The 18,298-nt window shown below is 38.7% G+C and carries 10 protein-coding genes and 2 pseudogenes; 11 read left to right on the forward strand and 1 reads right to left on the reverse strand.

The window, feature by feature from the left end; genetic code table 11:
* Positions 1–19 precede the first annotated feature (19 nt).
* Positions 20–402, reverse strand: a pseudogene (locus AYJ08_RS16330) (ATP-binding cassette domain-containing protein); the annotation flags it as partial.
* 36 nt (positions 403–438) lie between these two features.
* Here AYJ08_RS16330 and AYJ08_RS16335 point away from each other — a divergent pair.
* The 11 genes and pseudogenes from AYJ08_RS16335 (at position 439) to AYJ08_RS16380 (ending at position 18,292) form a co-directional block, all read left to right on the forward strand.
* The gene (locus AYJ08_RS16335) at positions 439–666 is read left to right on the forward strand and encodes a P-loop NTPase family protein (RefSeq protein WP_064018612.1); all 228 of its coding nucleotides are present in this window, start codon (positions 439–441) and stop codon (positions 664–666) included.
* Positions 667–1,201: 535 nt separating this feature from the next.
* Complete coding sequence (locus AYJ08_RS16340; RefSeq protein WP_064018613.1) at positions 1,202–8,218, forward strand: non-ribosomal peptide synthetase; 7,017 nt, start codon at positions 1,202–1,204, stop codon at positions 8,216–8,218.
* A 165-nt stretch (positions 8,219–8,383) separates the two neighbouring features.
* Positions 8,384–8,593 (forward strand): annotated as a pseudogene (locus AYJ08_RS24975) (IS110 family transposase); the annotation flags it as partial.
* A 296-nt stretch (positions 8,594–8,889) separates the two neighbouring features.
* Entirely contained in the window at positions 8,890–9,555 is a 666-nt protein-coding gene (locus AYJ08_RS16345; RefSeq protein ID WP_064018614.1) for an MBL fold metallo-hydrolase, read from the forward strand.
* Between the two features lie 522 nt (positions 9,556–10,077).
* Positions 10,078–10,368 carry a hypothetical protein gene (locus tag AYJ08_RS24065; RefSeq protein WP_197490717.1) on the forward strand — a complete coding sequence of 97 codons (291 nt, stop codon included), beginning with the start codon at positions 10,078–10,080 and terminating at the stop codon, positions 10,366–10,368.
* 435 nt (positions 10,369–10,803) lie between these two features.
* Positions 10,804–11,202 carry an Rrf2 family transcriptional regulator gene (locus AYJ08_RS16355; protein ID WP_064018615.1) on the forward strand — a complete coding sequence of 133 codons (399 nt, stop codon included), beginning with the start codon at positions 10,804–10,806 and terminating at the stop codon, positions 11,200–11,202.
* Positions 11,203–11,622: 420 nt separating this feature from the next.
* Positions 11,623–12,222: a class I SAM-dependent methyltransferase gene (locus AYJ08_RS16360; protein WP_064018616.1), complete on the forward strand. Its 600-nt coding sequence runs from the start codon at positions 11,623–11,625 to the stop codon at positions 12,220–12,222.
* A 754-nt stretch (positions 12,223–12,976) separates the two neighbouring features.
* Positions 12,977–13,306, forward strand: coding sequence for a thioredoxin (gene trxA, locus AYJ08_RS16365; RefSeq protein ID WP_064018617.1), 330 nt, complete (start codon positions 12,977–12,979; stop codon positions 13,304–13,306).
* 1,423 nt (positions 13,307–14,729) lie between these two features.
* Entirely contained in the window at positions 14,730–15,842 is a 1,113-nt protein-coding gene (locus AYJ08_RS16370; protein ID WP_064018618.1) for an N-acetylmuramoyl-L-alanine amidase, read from the forward strand.
* A gap of 37 nt (positions 15,843–15,879) precedes the next feature.
* Positions 15,880–16,368 (forward strand): hypothetical protein, encoded by a 489-nt coding sequence (locus AYJ08_RS16375; RefSeq protein WP_064018619.1) that lies wholly within the window; start codon positions 15,880–15,882, stop codon positions 16,366–16,368.
* Positions 16,369–17,257: 889 nt separating this feature from the next.
* Positions 17,258–18,292 carry a TauD/TfdA family dioxygenase gene (locus AYJ08_RS16380; protein WP_231929131.1) on the forward strand — a complete coding sequence of 345 codons (1,035 nt, stop codon included), beginning with the start codon at positions 17,258–17,260 and terminating at the stop codon, positions 18,290–18,292.
* Positions 18,293–18,298 lie beyond the last annotated feature (6 nt).

An 18,298-nucleotide genomic window follows, 5' to 3' on the forward strand; every position in this document is an offset into this window, starting at 1 on the left:
CAAACCTTAGTTTGATGACTTAGAGTTGAATATGCTTTGTAGCGATATTTTGCAAAATTCGCTGTCATGCTCCACAAACAGGATGGTTGGTGCGTATTCAAGCAATAGCTCTTCAATTTGCATGCGGGAAATCACATCGATAAAATTAAGCGGTTCTATCTCAAATATGCAAATGAACTTTCTCAAAAGACTTTTGGCAATCAGCACTTTCTTCTTTTGACCGCCGCTAAAAGCGGAAATATCCTTTTCAAATTGAACTCTGGAAAAATCAAGTTTTCTTAAAATAGATTTAAACAGGCTCTTATCAATTCTGTTGTTTCTAGCGTAGTCCGTTAAATTTCCCTGTAAATGTGAGGTGTCCTGTGAAACATAGGATATTTTGAGCTGACTGCCTTTGCTAAAAATGCAAAAACTCACACTTTCACGCAGGTGAGAGAATTGATAGCATACGTTCCACAAGATCCGCATTTATTTGAAGGAACGATTGAAGAGAATCTTAGATTTGGGAGGCCTGATGCAGAAGAAGAGGAACTTATTGAAGCAGCCAAAGCTGCGTATGCTTACGAATTTATTCTGGGGTTGCCTGATGGATATTTAAAACCTTCACCTTACCTGCGTTTATTTGCAGGGGAAACCACTTCTGACAAAGCAATCCCTATTCATTAGTATAGTACGGTCAATAGCATTCTTGGACTTTTTCAGCATGAAATTACAGAAATACATATAAAAGTTCACAAAATTTACAAACACTTAAATGGAAGAATAATGCTAATATGTTATGGTGAGTCGCAAATGTTTATTTTTTCATAAAATATATTTTTGTGGAATATGTGATTTAGCTTTTACAGTGAGGTCAAAGGTTTTTTGCTGCAACAATATGTCACTCACATCGAAAAGGAGGCCAAGTATGATCGCATACAACCGCTTCAATTATCCTTGAGTAAAAGAGGTGATGGTAAAATATTTGATAGATTCATATACAAAAAATCTTTTCTCACATCATGCTGATTCCTCTGCATAAAGTACCGTCTTTCCTCAAGCGACTCCCTACATCTCTAGACATAACTCTCATAAATCTTAGATTAACGTCATCTATCCTAACATACAGTCAAACCTTGCAACATGCCGATAGCATCTACATAGTAAGCAATCATAGTATTTTATTATATAAACTATAATTTCTAACAAGAGGTGCAGCAATATGAATAAGGATTTGCTTCAATTATTTTCGTTGACTCATCCTCAACAAAGGATTTGGTACTCCGAATTACTTTATCCAAATACGGGTGTATCGTCGATTTCATTGACAATTAGAATGAAAGGTAATATAAGTCTAGGTGCCTTGCAACAAGCTCTAAATATGATTATTTTCCGGCACGACGCCTTTCGGATTAAATTGACAACTCAAAATGGCTATCCTCAGCAATATGTGGAGGAATATAGCGAAAAAACGTTCGAATGTTTCGATTTTTCGGGTGTTGATGGAGAAGCTCAGGCATTAAAGTGGCTGGACCAGCACAATCGTACACCATTTGAACTTCTACATTCAGAATTGTATCAATTTATCATTTGCAAGATTAGTGACCAAGAATATTGGTACAATGTCAAAATTCATCATATTGTCTGCGACGGAATCTCTGCAAGAATGTTCGTCAATCAAGCGAACGAATACTATTCTCAGATTGCAAATGATGAGCTTCCAGAAATAACAGAGAATCATACTTATTTCGACTTTATACAAACAGAGCAGGACTATGAAAAATCGGATCGCTATCAAAAGGATAAATCGTATTGGGTAGATAAATTTAGCACCTTACCCGAAGTGATAGGGTTTAAATCATATAATCCTCTTACCTTGAGTACTGCTGGAAAAAGAAAAAATATTATCTTAGAAGAGCGTTTGTATTATAACCTGTCTGAGTTTTGCAAACAAACAAACAGTAGTATGTTAACAATCTTTATGACTGCGTTGTACATCTACTTGCATAAAAAGACAACACAGAACGATGTTTCAATTGGTACATTCTATGCGAACAGAACAACCAAAAAGGAAAAAGAAATGCTAGGAATGTTCGTTAGTACAGTGCCAACACGGGTATTCGTTGATCCTGAGATGGATTTGCTTTCATTATTGAAAGTCGTATCAAAAGAGCAGGTTTCGATCCTACGCCATCAAAGATTCCCGTACAATAAAATGATGGAAGATTTACGAGAAGCACATCAGCATAAGGACCTTCAACGTCTCTTTGGTGTTTCTGTACAGTACCGTGCTATGAATTATTCGCAGTATGAAAATGTTGAAATTGAAGTTGATGAGAATTTTTGTGGAGACGTCATTAATGATTTTGAAATGAATGTGATTGAATTAGATAATCAAAAAATTCTGTTTCAACTAAATTATCGAGCACAGTTGTTTACAGAAATGGAGATGGAACAACTAATTCAACAGTTCTTTACCATTATTGAAACAATCATTGATCATCCTACATCAAAAATAGCGGACATATCCCTGCTTCGAGAAGAAGAGAAAAATATGATTATATCTGAATTTAATAATACGCTAATGGAATATCCACGCGAAAAGCTGATTCATCAGCTATTTGAAGAACAAGCAGCACGTATACCAGATCAGATAGCTGTCATTTGCGAGGGGGAACAACTTTCTTACCGGGAACTGAATGAAAGAGCGAATCAGTTAGCGCGAAAGCTACGTTCTGAAGGAGTAGTAGCTGATCAATTAGTTGGAATCATGGCAGAACGTTCATTAGAGATGATGATTGGAATTTTTGGGATTTTAAAAGCTGGCGGTGCGTATATGCCGATTGACCCGGAATTTCCAGAGGAAAGAATCCGCTATATGCTAGAAGATTCAAAAGCAAAACTACTCTTGGCCCAGCACCATTTGTTGGAGCGAGTGACTTTTGCTGGGAAGATAGTAGATATAAATGACGCTCAAAACTATCACCAAAATGGTTCGAATTTGGAAGCGATAAATGGTCCGAATCACTTAGCCTATGTTATTTATACATCAGGATCTACAGGGAAGCCTAAAGGAGTTATGATTGAACATCATTCAGTTATAAATCGACTGATGTGGATGCATGCAAAATATCCTATTTCATCCGCTGACACCATTATGCAAAAAACAGCGATTACGTTTGACGTATCAGTATGGGAGCTATTCTGGTGGTCGATGGTGGGCTCCAAAATGTGCCTATTATCTGTAGGAGGAGAAAAGAACCCTGAGCAAATCTTAAAGACAATAGCCGAACATCGCATTACAACAATGCATTTTGTTCCTGCGATGCTGCACGTTTTTCTGGATTATGTTGAACAACAGCCAAGTGAGTTGGTAGAGGAAAAACTCCAGTCTTTACGGCAGGTTTTTGCAAGTGGTGAAGCATTGCCACCACAGCATGTTGATAGATTCCGTCGAGCAGTTTCCTCAGTGTGTGAAGCTAGATTAATCAATTTATACGGACCAACGGAAGCTACTGTAGATGTTACGTATTTTGATTGTGATACAGATGAGGAACTAGCTGCAATTCCGATTGGTAAACCTATATATAATACTCAACTATACATCGTCCAGGCTGATTCTTGGAACCTTCAACCAATTGGGATAGCAGGTGAGTTATGCATTGCTGGTGTTGGTCTAGCAAGAGGGTACTTGAATCGACCGGAGCTTACGGAAGAGAAATTTGTGAAAAATCCGTTTGTCGCGGGAGAACGAATGTATAGAACAGGGGACTTAGCAAGGTGGCTACCAGATGGAAATATTGAATATTTGGGCCGAATTGATGATCAAGTAAAAATCCGTGGGGTTAGGATCGAACTTGGTGAGATTGAGTCACAAATGCGTAAGCTTGATGGCCTAAGAGAAGTAGTCGTTGTAGCGAAGGAAGATCAAGCGAAGGAAAAATTCCTCTGCGCATATATGGTTACGGATAGAGAGGTAAGTACAGCAGAAATACGTGCCCATTTAACAACTCAGCTACCGATCGCGATGATTCCTTCTACGTTTATTTCACTTGAGGCGATGCCATTAACTGCAAATGGAAAAATTGATAAGCGATCGTTACCAGATCCAGACAATTCTTTGCTTGCTAACACAGAATATGTGGCTCCTCGAACACAATTGGAAGTACAACTTGCTACTGTCTGGCAACAAGTTTTAGGTATTGATCGAGTTGGAAGTAAGGACGATTTCTTCGCATTAGGTGGTCATTCCTTACGTGCTATGATGGTTATATCTCAATTGCACAAAGATTATCAAATGGATATTCCTTTACGTGTCCTATTTGAAAAACCAACGATCGAAGAAATAGCCCAATACTTGGAGAGTGAGCGCACGAAGCAGATCATTTCTATCCGACCTGCTACAAAGCAAGATTACTATCCGGTTTCAGCAGCACAACGAAGAATGTTTATTCTTAACCAGTTTGATGGGATAGATATCAGCTATAACATGCCTTCTATCATGCTACTGGAAGGAAAGCTTGATCTGGTAAAACTAGAAACCGCTTTTAAAGGTTTAATCAACCGTCATGAGAGCTTGCGTACATCCTTCGAGTTAGTAAATGGTTCTCCTATACAGAAAATCCATTCAGTAGTTGATTTTGCAGTCGATTATCAGGTCGCTGTTGAAGAAGAGCTGGAAGAAATCATTGATGAGTTTATCAAACCATTCCAGTTAAATATGGCACCATTGCTTCGCGTCAAGCTTGTTCAAACCCGATTGGATCGTTATTTGTTACTAGTAGATACGCATCACATTATTTCTGATGGAGTATCATCTGGGATCATCATCAGCGAATTGGTGGAATTGTATCAAGGGAATACGTTACCAGAGCTTGCGATTCAATATAAGGATTTTTCTGAATGGCAACATGAACAGTCTCAGACGGATCTGTATAAAAAACAGGAAGACCACTGGGTTCAAACATTTGCAGATGAAATTCCTGTGTTAAATCTGCCGACAGATTTTCCGAGACCAAATACACAAAGCTTTGACGGAGATGTAATCACAAGGGGAACTGGCAAAGAGCTTATGGAAGGCTTGTACAAGATAGCTGCAGACACAGGAACCACACTTTATATGGTCTTGTTAGCCGCATATAATGTACTTCTTTCCAAATATTCCGGTCAAGAAGATCTGATTGTGGGTACACCGGTTACAGGTCGATCGCATGTTGATTTACAGAGCACTGTTGGGATGTTTGTCAATACATTGGCCATGCGAAATAAACCAGCTAGATCAAAATCATTTAAAGAGTTTTTAATAGAAGTAAAACAAAATGCATTACAAGCTTATGAGAATCAAGATTATCCATTTGAAGAGCTAGTGGAGAAACTGGAGCTACAAAGCGATGTAAGCAGAAATCCAATGTTTGATACCATGTTTACTCTCCAAAACAGAGGGGGAGATTCTATTGAATTAGATGAGCTACGGTTTATTGCCTATGAAGGGAAAAATAAATGGAAACACTCTAAATTCGATCTGACCTTTATCGCTACAGAAGAAAGAGATCAAATCATGATTGGTGTGGAATACTGCACCAAATTATACCGTCAGGAAACAATAGAACGCTTGACGACAAATTTCCTTCAGATTATAAAAGCGATCGTAGATAATCCTGAAGTGAAGCTAGCTACTATCGAAATACTGACGAATGCAGAAAAAAATCAGCTTTTACAAGAGTTTAATAACACAGAAAGAAACTATCAGCAGGATACAACGATTCATCAGCTTTTTGAAGAACAGGTAAGAAAAACACCAGATCAGGTAGCACTTATCTGGAACAAGAAGGAGTTGACTTATCAAGAGCTAAATGAAAGAGCTAACCAATTAGCTCGTACGTTACGTAATAAAGGAATCGTTCCCAATCAACTAGTAGCTATTATGGTAGATCGTTCCATGGAAATGATTGTTGGCATCATGGGTATCTTGAAAGCTGGAGCAGCCTATGTCCCTATTGATCCAGCTTATCCTACTGAACGTATCGAATATGTCTTAGAAGATAGCGGTGCTGTTCTTTTACTGACCCAGTCGCATTTGTTCAATGGATTAGCAGTTAATATGGTGAGGCTAGATTTAGATGAGGAGCAAAATTATGTAGTTGATGGAACCAATCTCACAGTTGTGAACCAACCAACTGACTTAGCATATGTAATCTATACTTCAGGTACAACTGGTAAACCAAAAGGTGTCATGATTGAACATCATTCCATCGTGAACTGCCTGCAATGGAGAAGAGACGAGTATGCATTTAATCCAAAGGATAAAGCTCTGCAGATTTTCTCATTTGCTTTTGATGGATTTGTAGCTAGTCTGTTTGCTCCTATGCTTGGAGGGGCCACTTCAATCTTGCCAAGGGAAGAAGAGTCAAAAGATCCATTTGCACTACGAAAATTGATCGCCTCTGAATCAATCACTCATTACTATGGTGTTCCAAGTCTGTTTAATGCAATTGTGGATAGCGCTACAGCAGAGGATTTACACCAATTACGTTGTGTCACTCTTGGAGGAGAAAAATTATCCCCCCAAATTGTCCAAAAGATTAAACAAAAAAATCCTGCTATTGAGATTAACAATGAGTATGGACCTACGGAGAATAGTGTAGTTACGACTATCCAAAGAGCAATTGGAGTAGATCAAGAGATTACAATTGGTCGACCGCTAGCAAATGTAACTGTCTATATTGTTAATAATGAGCATCATTTACAGCCTATAGGAGTAGTAGGGGAGTTATGCATAGCAGGTCGTGGACTGGGTAGAGGTTATTTAAATCGACCAGAATTAACAGAAGAGAAGTTCGTTGCTAATCCATTTGTACCTGGGGAGCGCATGTATAAAACGGGTGATTTGGCCAAGTGGCGTCCAGATGGCACGATAGAATATGTTGGTCGGGTAGATGAACAAGTCAAAGTACGAGGTTTCCGAATTGAGATCGGAGAGATCGAATCTACCATTCTACAGTATCATGGTGTTAAGGAGGTAGTGGTTACTGCTCAAGAGGATCAGCATGCACAGCAATATTTATGTGCTTACTTTGTAGCTGAAAAGGAAGTTGTACTGGCTGATCTGAGAAAATATGTTTCCAAGGAACTCCCAGTCTACATGGTTCCAACTTACTTCGTACAGCTTTTAGAACTACCTACTACTGCTAACGGAAAAGTAGATAAGAGAGCATTGCCAAAGCCTCAGAACGACGGCGTTGCAGCAAAAGAATATATTGCCCCTAGAAACATGGTAGAGGAACAATTGGCTGCTATTTGGCAAGAAGTATTAGAAGTAGAGAAAATTGGCATCACCGATCATTTCTTTGAAATCGGGGGACATTCCTTAAAAGCGATGCTTCTCATATCAAAGGTGTATGAGTACATGCAGGAAGAGTTGCCGTTGCATCTTGTATTCCAGCATCCAACGATTGAAAAAATGGCAGAGTTTATTTTGCATAAGCAGTACGAGCAAAACGCGGGTCACCCGATTCTACTAAATAAAGAAACAAATCGACCTGTATTTAGCTTTACACCGATTGCAGCCCACAGTACCTTCTATCAAAAGCTTGCTGAAGAAGTCCACGACATTTCTTTGTATAGCTTTGACTTCATAGAAGAAGACAATCGCATTGAGCAGTATGTCAATGCAATTACTCAGATCGATTCTGAGGGGCCGTATACTTTGATGGGGTATTCCTCTGGCGGTAACTTAGCTTTTGAAGTAGCTAAAGTATTGGAAAACCAAGGAAGACAGGTGTCCAGCATTATTTTATTTGACTCCTATTGGAAGGATAAAGCAATTGAACAAACGGCTACTGAAGCAAGAAAAGAAATTGGAGCCTATTTTAAAAAAATAGCAGAAAATAACGAGCTGTTTAATATGACAAAAGAGGATCTAGAGCAGTTCATAACCAACGATTTTATCAAACAAAGTTTTTTTCAAAACATGTTCAGTTATCTGATGTTCCATAATCAATTGGTAAATAAAGGTAATACAAAGGCCGCTATTCATCTCATCCAAGCAGAATGCGAGCAAGGAAACGTAACAGCCTATGAGGCTGAAAAATGGAATGAGGAAGTGTGGGCACGGGCATCTGAACGATTTATAAACTATCGTGGCTATGGAGATCATCCGAGGATGCTTAGCGGAGAACAAGTTACTAAAAATGGCTCCATACTCAAAGAGATTCTCCAAGAGATTTTTGCTCTGAAGTAAATTATGTACAAGTAGGAAGTGTAGTTTCCGTGATTTCCCCTATAAAGATTCTTGTTTGTAGGGGAAATCACTATTTATCTTTTCGAGAGGAGCAGCAGATGTATTTTCAAAAACAAGAGCAAACACCCCTCAAAAAACCTGTATTCCAGTTGGGAATTAACACATTATTTTGAAAATACGAATTCAGATTTCAATCCTTTCTAGATTGGATTAACAATCAATGAATCAACAAGGAATGGAAAAAGTGATTGTAGGAATGGAACCAACAGGCCACTACTGGATTAATCTAGCTCACTTCCAGAGCAGCGCATTAACTTTGTCGTCGTAAACCCGATGCAAGTTAAGAAAAGCAAGGAGTTAGACAACAATTCACCTTAACTATGGATCGTTTTTTCTCCTTTGCTCCAAAATTAACCTTTAATTCAGCTTTATTCCAGAATTCAAATAGTTAGATGCCAAGACAGCTATGAAAACTTGAGAAAACATAAGAAAGCGAGAGAATTTGCTTTCTACATAGAGGGAGTATAGTGCAGATCAATAGACATCAAGTAAGCGGCAGGGAACCGTTCTGTTATGTCGAGCATTTATAGAGAAGATGTTGACAACAACTAAACCTACATAATAATATTGCTTTTTTGCGTAAAAATTTAATTTTACGGAGGCCCGATATTATGGAAATTTCAAAGGGAGTAGAAATGCTTCATCTAGATTTTCATGGGAGTATTATTCACCCAATTCTTTTGTGGGATCGAGAAATGGCTGTTTTAATAGACACTGGATTCCCAGGGCAAATTGAAGATTTACGCGTAGCCATGGAAAAGGTAGAAGTGTCGTTCGACAAACTAAAAGTTGTGATTTTGACGCATCAGGATGTGGATCATATAGGCAGTCTTCCTGAGATTTTGCAGGAGTGTGGTAATAATGTTAAAGTTTATGCACACGAACTGGATAAGCCGTATATTCAGGGGGAGATACCGCTTTTAAAAGACGGTCACCTTGAGAATCCCCCGAAAGGAAGGGTGGACGATACCTTGATTGACGGTCAGGAACTGCCGTTTTGCGGCAGGATTCGGGTCATCCATACTCCTGGGCATACTCCCGGTCATATCAGCCTTTATTTAACGCAAAGTAAGACTCTCATCGCCGGGGATTCGATGTACAGTGTAAACGGGAATCTCGGAGGAATTCATGTTCCGACCACACTGGATATGAATGCAGCTCGTCTCTCTTTAAAAAAGTATGTAGACCTCGACATTGCATCCGTGGTTTGTTACCACGGGGGATTAAGTAATGTAAATGTTAATGATCAGATATTAGGACTAAGCCAAGGATTATAAAGGTAAAGTTTCAGCAGATTATCTTTTGATGAAACGATGTTGTTACGCTAACGGATTCAATAGTTGAATAGTGGCAGACAATCAACTTTATTTTCAACGCAGGGCTAAAAGCTACTGCAAAGAAGGCAGCAGTGAGTTAGCTAATGTTTTACCTAACACCGTTGCTCTGCCATTGACCCATGTTGTCGATCGATAAAGTTGGCTTATACAAAAAGCCTTGCGCATTGAAGAAAGTTTATGCAGTATTGACGCAAGCATCCATGAGTTGTTACATGGTAATGCTGAGAAAGAAATGCCCCTACATCCATATGCCAATCTGTTATTTTTTTTACCTGTCATGAATGATGCATGGGCTTGTACTCTCATTGCAGTAATAGGTGACATTCAACGATTTAGTACCTATAAAGAATTTTAAAAAATACCTCGGTGTATCTGCCGAAAATAAGCAGTCTGGGACCTTCTGTAAAAGTCTCTCGCCAGACGTTCAGTGGTGTTCGTGATACACGTAGGGTCATGTTTCAGATGACTCTAAAACTTATTGCAAAAAAAGGTGGCCCTAATGTGTTTGCGGCTTATTACGAACGCTTGGTGGCACGGCAAATGCCAAAAATGAAAGCTATCGGGCATATGTCTGGAAAAGGTGCAAAGATTATCTACAGCGTTCTGAAACCGGGTGTCCCCTACGATCCCAAAATGCACACAGCAGCGTGTGGTATTCTATGGTATGAGAAGTATAAGGAAAAGCTGTTGATGTGGAGCCATTTGAAGCTGAAGCAAAAATGCTTGCCTAAATCTCAGATAATTCAGACGTAATTGAGGTCGATGAAGAGTAGTGATGTGCTATTCTTCATTTTTCCTTTCACTGTCTCAAAGCTTTAATTCCGCGAAATAGCACGTTTTTCATCGGAGATTAAAGCAAATTAATATAAATAACCTAACGTTTTTTTGGGTATTAAGCTCTACGCTACATGAAGGAAATAGAATAAGCCAACTGACAAGCTCCCTCTCAGTTCCCATCTTGTTACCCGATCAACAGCCGCTGTTTTGCTGTACTTCTCATATGTGAGTTTATGTTTGCCCCGCTAGATAGCTTTTACTACAATTTTGAGCTAATTAGCTATACAGAGTACTGTAGTGCCTCCAAGTCATCAATGCTAGACAATATGAATTGATGAAAAGGTACAGCTTGACACACCATTGATTTCAAGGATATTATGGATACAATAAATCCGTAATTGAGGTGCGTTCATGAGATTCACGAAAGCAACAAACTATGCTCTTCACACTATGCTTGCGCTCGTTGCCGATTCTCCGGTAAAGCCGGTAGGAGTTCAGCAGTTGGCGGAAGCCCAAGGCGTCTCACCAACCTATCTTTCCAAAATTTTAACAAGGCTCGTGAAAGCAGGAATGATCGAATCAGTTTCAGGAGCCAACGGAGGATACCGGTTATCTCGCAAAAAAGACGATATAACCTTTTTGGATATTATCCACGCTATTGAAGGCACCAGTTCTTTATTTGAATGTGACTTTCTCCACGGTGATGAATGCTTGATTCAAGCTGTTATGGTAGAAGCGGAACAGAAAATGGAGTCGCACCTCAAAAAAATGAAATTGGCAGACCTAGCTAAAAAGCAAACGCAGGTGTAAGCTGAGTCACTTTACAATGAAAGGAGGGGAACAGTTGGCTACTTAGAAAAGAGCTTTTTTAACTTAATTATAGACATTATGAGTCTGTAATATCTAGTTATATGAAGATGAACGTTTTGCCTACAATTTCACGATTACTTGCGTGGAATTTTTTCCACATGAATAAGATGCCGAACGTTTCTGTGACTTAAAAGCTTTTTCCGGCCAAAAAATAGCAAAAAGAAGGAGAACCAATGAAGGAGAATGAGAGGGGCTATGGGAGAAAATCTACCTGATCGGCAAGGAGGATATGCTTGTTCGGCAATGGATACATACCGATCATCTTACCGCGGATATTTCATGATATGAAACCCTTGACAGAAGTCTTAGGCAGCGAAAAATATATCGCTAAAATAAAGAAATCACAGGAGGCTAATAAATATGGAAAGTACATGGAATGAGCGTTTTCGTTCAGAGGAATATATCTATGGAGAAGAACCGAACGTGTTTATTTATCAACAAGCCTTTCGATTAAAAGAATGTCCAAGGGTTATAGCCTTTGCAGAGGGCGAAGGTAGGAATGCTGTTTTTCTAGCAAGCAGAGATCATGAAGTGACAGCCATTGATTATGCGGAGAGTGGTCTGCAAAAAACGAAAAAACTAGCTAAGAAGTATGCTGTTGATGTTCAGACCAAAAAGGTAGACTTGATGGTAGATAACGTACCAAACGAGGAATATGATGCCGCAATCATGGTATTTGGGCATTTTCATCGAGATGCGCAGGAAATGATCTTTCATAAAATGAAAAATGCTATCAAGCCTGGTGGAATAATTATGCTTGAGGTGTACTCCAAGGACCAATTACATTATGGAACAGGTGGACCCGCAGACGTAACTATGCTGTATGAGCCACGAGAAGTTCTGTCTTGGTGTGAAGGTCATGAGGTGATTCATTTCTTCTATGGGGAACAAGAGAGAGTGGAAGGAAAATTGCACACCGGTTTGGCCCATGTCATTCAGCTTGTAGCAAGAAAAAAGTAGATAGGGAACTGAAATGGCCCTATTGCCAACTACATGTAATGGTGCAAAAAGTCTATCTGAGCAGATGAATGAGGGATTCTCTACAAATGACTTGAAATCTTATATCAGCAGGAGTGAATCACTTTCACCGGCATAATTCGAAAAGTATAATCGATGTGCTTTAATCCATGGAGGGGGAAAAACGAGAGGGTCTCAACATTGTCCGAAGTAGACGTGCATATCCGTCCTATGGCGAGAAGACTGGATGCTGTAGGCATTCGTTTACCGGGAAAGCTAGCTGCTTATTCTTATCCCTGTTATTCAATGGTTATGATATACCGGTCTTTTTATAGATATAATTAGTCTTTAATATCTTTTAATTTAGTTTGGAAAGAGTTAGTGATATTTCCTACTCACGGACTTCTAACCAGACTTGGTATAAAACGGTTCAAATTTGGCGCATTGCTTTTAGGGAGGTGATGAGATATACGCCGGTTCATCATTGTCAGGAGAAATGAAGAGGAATTAGGAAGTAGCAAGGAGGCAAGGAATTGTAAAATCTTGATACCGAACCTGTGCTGACATGACTTTTTTCTGACTGCGCTGTCATTGTCGGATAGATATGAAGCACAAGTAATGGTAGAGATCGTACGGTGCAATGCTTGAAGACTTGAAGCATTGCGGCATTGAAACATTGCAGGCTATCCACTGTACCAATCGGTTGTGTAAGGTGTTATACATCTGTAAAAAAATTATGAAATGGAGGAAGCTGCAAATGACCATTTGTCATTCGATGGATCTTACCTTTAAAGAAGACGTAAAGAGCGAGGGCTTGACATTGGTTAATTTTTGGGCACCTTGGTGCGGACCCTGCGACTTTTTTGGTTCTGTGCTTGAAGCGTTTGATCGAGAATATAGCAACGAAGTGAGGCTCCTCAAAGTCAACGTAGATGAAGAAACCAATACTACGAGTCATTTTGGAATTATGAGCATACCTACTACTATCTTGTTTAAAAATGGTGAGCCAATCGACAAAATAGTTGGATCTGTTTCGGTCGAAAAATTAAAACAATTCATCGCCGATAAAAAAGATAGCACGACGTAAGAGCAAAAAATGTTCTGTGCTGGCACAAATTAACAATTATTGAACCAACATGGAGCTTCTAACGAAAGCCGCCGATGTATGACTAGGCGGCTTTCGTTGGGTTAAGTAGGTAAAATCTTCTTATCACGTTTGAGCAAAAAAAATTTTCAGCCATGGTAGAGACTCTTGTAATGAAGAATTTTTGGTTTGTGTGTATCCAACTTTAACCACATTTGAAATGTTTTATCAGATGAACAAGTAAGTATTGGAAGAACAAGCTACATGATAAGATGAAATACCGCATACTTTACTGGAAATTGTTTGTAATGGGATTCTTAGTAACAAATTTTCATTTGAAGAAGGTAAGGTTGGAATCATCCTTGTTACAAGCGGCATCCAGGCCTTATAGAATTATATGGAAATAAGCTTTAGTTTATATGGTACTCAGTAGAAATATTAAAAATTACTGTTGATAACAGTATTATTTAATGTTTCTATTTCAGAAAATCTATATTACATTTGATGGCGATGATCTAGACATCCCCAAACAAACAGCTTCAGAAGTTAACTCTAAAGTAGTTATGGTCAAGACATTGCCGGTAATTATTCAGCATGTAAAAGATGAAAAAAAGTGAAGTGATAATGGATCTTGGCGAAAAATTCATGGTAAAAAAAAGAACAAAGGTAGATTTACGAAGAGTTACAAAAATTTACGAAGGCATATATAAATAAGAAAAGCTTTCATAGGAATTTTGTATGGGCAGTAAGTGAATCAAAAGTAATTCTATCAGCACTAGTTACTAGTGAAAAACGGTGACGAGGAAGGGTTCGACTCTGTGTTTCATATTGTAATACAAAGTCCAAATGTGAAAACCATCATTAAAGAACAGATATTCAAGGAGAGATAACTGTAATCGACGTATCATGATGAAAGGTACAAGAACAAAGGTTACAGCGATCAGGACATATAATCTAAAACCTGAACAGCTTTTGACATAGACTGGGGTTTAAGCCCATTGCTAAGTTTGTATCTGTTGAATGAAAAGCCACGGGATATTTTGAAGTAGACAACGACGATGTTGTTAACTAAAAATTGAAAAAGATTGCGTTTTTCCAATTAAGAAGATACTGTCAATTTATATGGGAAACATCAGATTTCCTATAGTTTTTAATGGCTACCTGACTAGTTTTTGAGAGGAGCAAATAGATTTATCTTCGCTTTATAAACGGGAATATCCGCATGTATTTTAGCAATATTCCGAAAGTTAATCATCCCACATTCTGCTTACAGTAAAAATCTCAAAATCAGAGAGCTTTACTAATTCAAGAGTCATAGTGCAACTTATAACAAAAAAATCAAGGCTGTGTAACTCCAAAATAAAGGTCTGCTCGTTGAAAAGATGAAGGTTTTTTTCTTTGGAATACGAGAAAGGATGTTTCGTTTTTGAAAAGGCAAGCTATTAATCTCACTATTTTATGTACCCTATTATCTACTTTATTATCGAGCATACCTTCATGTATCACAAATCCAACGGCAGTATATGCTTCTCCACAAAGCCAACAGGAATTGGGTAAGTGGTTTAAAGAAGCCGCAGATGAATACAATGTTCCTATTAAATTACTTATCTCCATAGGCTGGATTGAATCGTTGCTAGATGATCACGACGGAAAGCCTAATAATATGAATGGATATGGATTTATGAATTTAGTGTCAAATCCAAAAAGAAAAACACTTGAAGAGGCTTCAGAAATAACTGGAATTAGTACAGACGAATTAAAAACATCAACTCAATCAAACATTAAAGGCGGAGCCGCCATATTAGCAAAATATCAGCAAGACATTACAAAGAAGAAGAATCATTCAAAGGATTATAAAGATTGGGTTGAAGCAGTAAAGTTATATAGTGGTGCTGATTCTGATGAGGTAAGGACGCATTATGCTGAAGATGTTTTTCGTTTAATTGAAAATGATTTGATTGATTTATCCAGTGAAAAATTAATCAAGCTCTCATCAGAAAATTCAAAAGAATATAAAGGGAAAAAAGCCCTGCCCCAACTTGATATCAAATGGGTTCCAGCCCACGAATCTAACTATGATTCTACGAGACGATCTGTAAAAGATATTACGCATCTAGTGATTCACGTCATGCAAGGCACATATGCTGGCTCCATTGATTGGGCACAAAGAGAGCATGCTAGTCTGGGTGCTTCTTCTGCTCATTACTATGTAAGTGATGATGGCGATATCACCCAAATGGTCGATGACAGAAATGCAGCTTATCATGCAAGAAGTGCAAATCCCTACACAATTGGCATTGAACATGAAGGATATATAGATGATCCAAAATGGTTTACCAATATTATGTATAGAGAATCTGCAAAGTTGGCAGCAAAGTTAGCCTATACTTATGATATCCCTGTAAACAGAAGACACATTAAGGGACATAGCGAGTATCCAAATCAAACACATACGGATCCAGGGGGATATTGGGATTGGGATTACTATATGAAAAATATAAAGGTGTATTATGATAAATTTGTAAATGATGGTCGGTAATGAAATATAACTGCCATTAAATAAGGAGGCTTACAAATTGAAGAATTTGTTTTATTTGCTGGCAGTAGTAATTTTTCTTTCAGGCTGTGCACAGGATACGAAAACATCTCAACAGGAGCACAAATTAGAATATCATGGAGTATCATTAGGAGATTCCTATCATAAAGTGGTGCAGCAATACGGAAAACCAGAGTCAGAGGATAACAAGGGAGAAACAAAATTACTGGCATATCGAAGTCAAAAGGGATTGTCACATACTCTGATTTTGCAAAACGAGAAGGTAATAAAAAGCACCTTTTATATGGAGTATCTTGATGGAGACAAGTTGCCCAAAACAAAGGAAGAGGTTTTCAAAACGTATGGGACAGAGTATCAAATGGAAGTAAAGGCTTGTTATGAATCCGCTACGTGTGAAAATTATGTTTATACCTTTGGAAATGAGATACTAACGTTTTTAACCTCTTGGGATAATCAAAAAATTGATGTAGTAACCTTACAAGCAAAGGAATCTGATACTTTTCAGTAGCAGTACTATGCTTTCGTAAATTAAAATGTAGCAGGTAAAATTATGACCGACCGAATTTATAAAGGGTGCCCTTATACAGGAGCACCCTTTATAAATGTAAGTCCTCCAATTAAGTGAACTCTAGTTGAATGTAAGAGAGGACGAAATCGCTTGTATAACGTAGGATTCAAACCCCAAAAATACAGGATGGTAAAAAGATTCAGTTTTACATATGTACGAGTAATGTAGATACAATCTAGTGACACCGATACTTTACATAATATACATTAAGTGAACATAGATAATTAGAGCATGCCAGCTTCTTTTAATGTGTGACTAGTCTAGCAGTTTTATATCTACTTATGCTGTTAACAGCATTTTTAGCTATCTTTCTGATAGGTGGCTATGCATTTGGGGAGTGTTTTTTGCAAGATGCTTAGTTCATTCTGAAAAACGTGTAATGTAGAGACATTTGAAACAAGGACAATATGCAGGGATATACAGTCCTTGTTATTTTTTTGAACACGAACCATACCACCATCATCTCCGCCATATTCGTAGTGTAGGAAACCCCAAGAAATTTTGCACTCTAGTGTTGCCGATTTAACTTTTATGTTTTCGTTATTGGATTTGGAAAATATATGGTAATTATTCCATTTATTGAATATACTATTAGGTATTATCGCATATGGCTGAATTTTTTTAGAAAAATGACTTTTCTATCTATTGCAACGTTAGAGTTAGCGGAATTTCAGGGAGCAATTTCATAGCTTGGTTATATACTGCCAGGAATAGGACAAGGCAGGTATCGCCATCTGATTTGAATCTACCTCTTTGAATCAAACAGCGTTGTTTAGTAGAAATAGGAATAAAAAGTTTGTAAATATTAATGAAGAAAGTGGGGATTAAGATGCAAAAAGAAGTGGTAGCGATTCAGGAGACGATGTTTGATCAGAAGGTAAGAGTAGAGCTATTGCCGAATGTACAGGGGACGCTTCCGCTCGTTATTCGACCGATAGATGAGCAGCTTGATTTGCATGCATGGGTAAAGGAGCACGCTGATCAACTCGAAAAAAGCTTGCTGAAATACGGTGGTATTCTTTTCCGAGGTTTTGACGTACCGACCATTGAGAGCTTCGAAAACCTAACGAAGCAATTCGCTCCTGAGCTTGTAGAGTACGGTGAACGCTCAACTCCGCGAACAGAGGTGCAGGGAAGAGTGTACACCTCGACGGAATATCCAGCGGACCAGAGCATTCCGCAGCATAACGAAAACTCATATGCCCACCAATGGGCGATGAAAATCTGGTTCTATTGTGCACAGCCGGCTCAACAGGGAGGAGAGACACCGATTGCTGACAGCCGAGAGGTCTTATCCCTGCTCGATCCTGCTATCGTAAGGCGTTTTATGGAAAAGAAGGTCATGTATGTTCGTAATTACGGCGGAGGGCTCGACTTGCCATGGCAAGATGTGTTTCGAACAGAGGATAAAGCAGTAGTGGAGCAGTACTGCAAGAAAATGGGAATGGAATATGAATGGCTAAACGGCGATTGCCTACGAACTCGCTCCCTGCGTCCAGCCGTTGCGAAGCACCCAAAAACGGGCGAATGGGTTTGGTTTAATCAAGCTCACCTATTCCATGTAACCAACCTGCCAGAGGAAATTCGCGACTACATCATGATGGCCGTACCAGAAGAGAACTATCCACGTAATACATACTTTGGTGATGGGCAGCCGATAGATCTAGCTATTCTTGAGGAAATTCGAAATGTTTTCGAGCGCACATCCGTCTATTTCCCTTGGGAGAAGAGAGACGTTCTGATGCTAGATAATATGCTTGTGTCACATGGCCGTGCCCCTTTTGTAGGCCCTCGGAAGGTAGTGGTTGCAATGGCTGATCCATCGACGAACTACACATTTGAATTTGATTCAGCATTAAACTGAGGAGGG

Origin of the sequence: Brevibacillus sp. SKDU10 (assembly GCF_001645205.1) — a bacterium.
GTDB lineage: Bacteria > Bacillota > Bacilli > Brevibacillales > Brevibacillaceae > Brevibacillus_B > Brevibacillus_B halotolerans.

What these genes read in the sequence shown, in the direction of transcription:
- AYJ08_RS16340 (WP_064018613.1), top strand. Translation starts at nt 1,202, where the DNA reads ATGAATAAGGATTTGCTTCAATTATTTTCGTTGACTCATCCTCAACAA.
- AYJ08_RS16345 (WP_064018614.1), top strand. Translation starts at nt 8,890, where the DNA reads ATGGAAATTTCAAAGGGAGTAGAAATGCTTCATCTAGATTTTCATGGG.
- AYJ08_RS24065 (WP_197490717.1), top strand. Translation starts at nt 10,078, where the DNA reads ATGACTCTAAAACTTATTGCAAAAAAAGGTGGCCCTAATGTGTTTGCG.
- AYJ08_RS16355 (WP_064018615.1), top strand. Translation starts at nt 10,804, where the DNA reads ATGAGATTCACGAAAGCAACAAACTATGCTCTTCACACTATGCTTGCG.
- AYJ08_RS16360 (WP_064018616.1), top strand. Translation starts at nt 11,623, where the DNA reads ATGGAAAGTACATGGAATGAGCGTTTTCGTTCAGAGGAATATATCTAT.
- trxA (WP_064018617.1), top strand. Translation starts at nt 12,977, where the DNA reads ATGACCATTTGTCATTCGATGGATCTTACCTTTAAAGAAGACGTAAAG.
- AYJ08_RS16380 (WP_231929131.1), top strand. Translation starts at nt 17,258, where the DNA reads ATGCAAAAAGAAGTGGTAGCGATTCAGGAGACGATGTTTGATCAGAAG.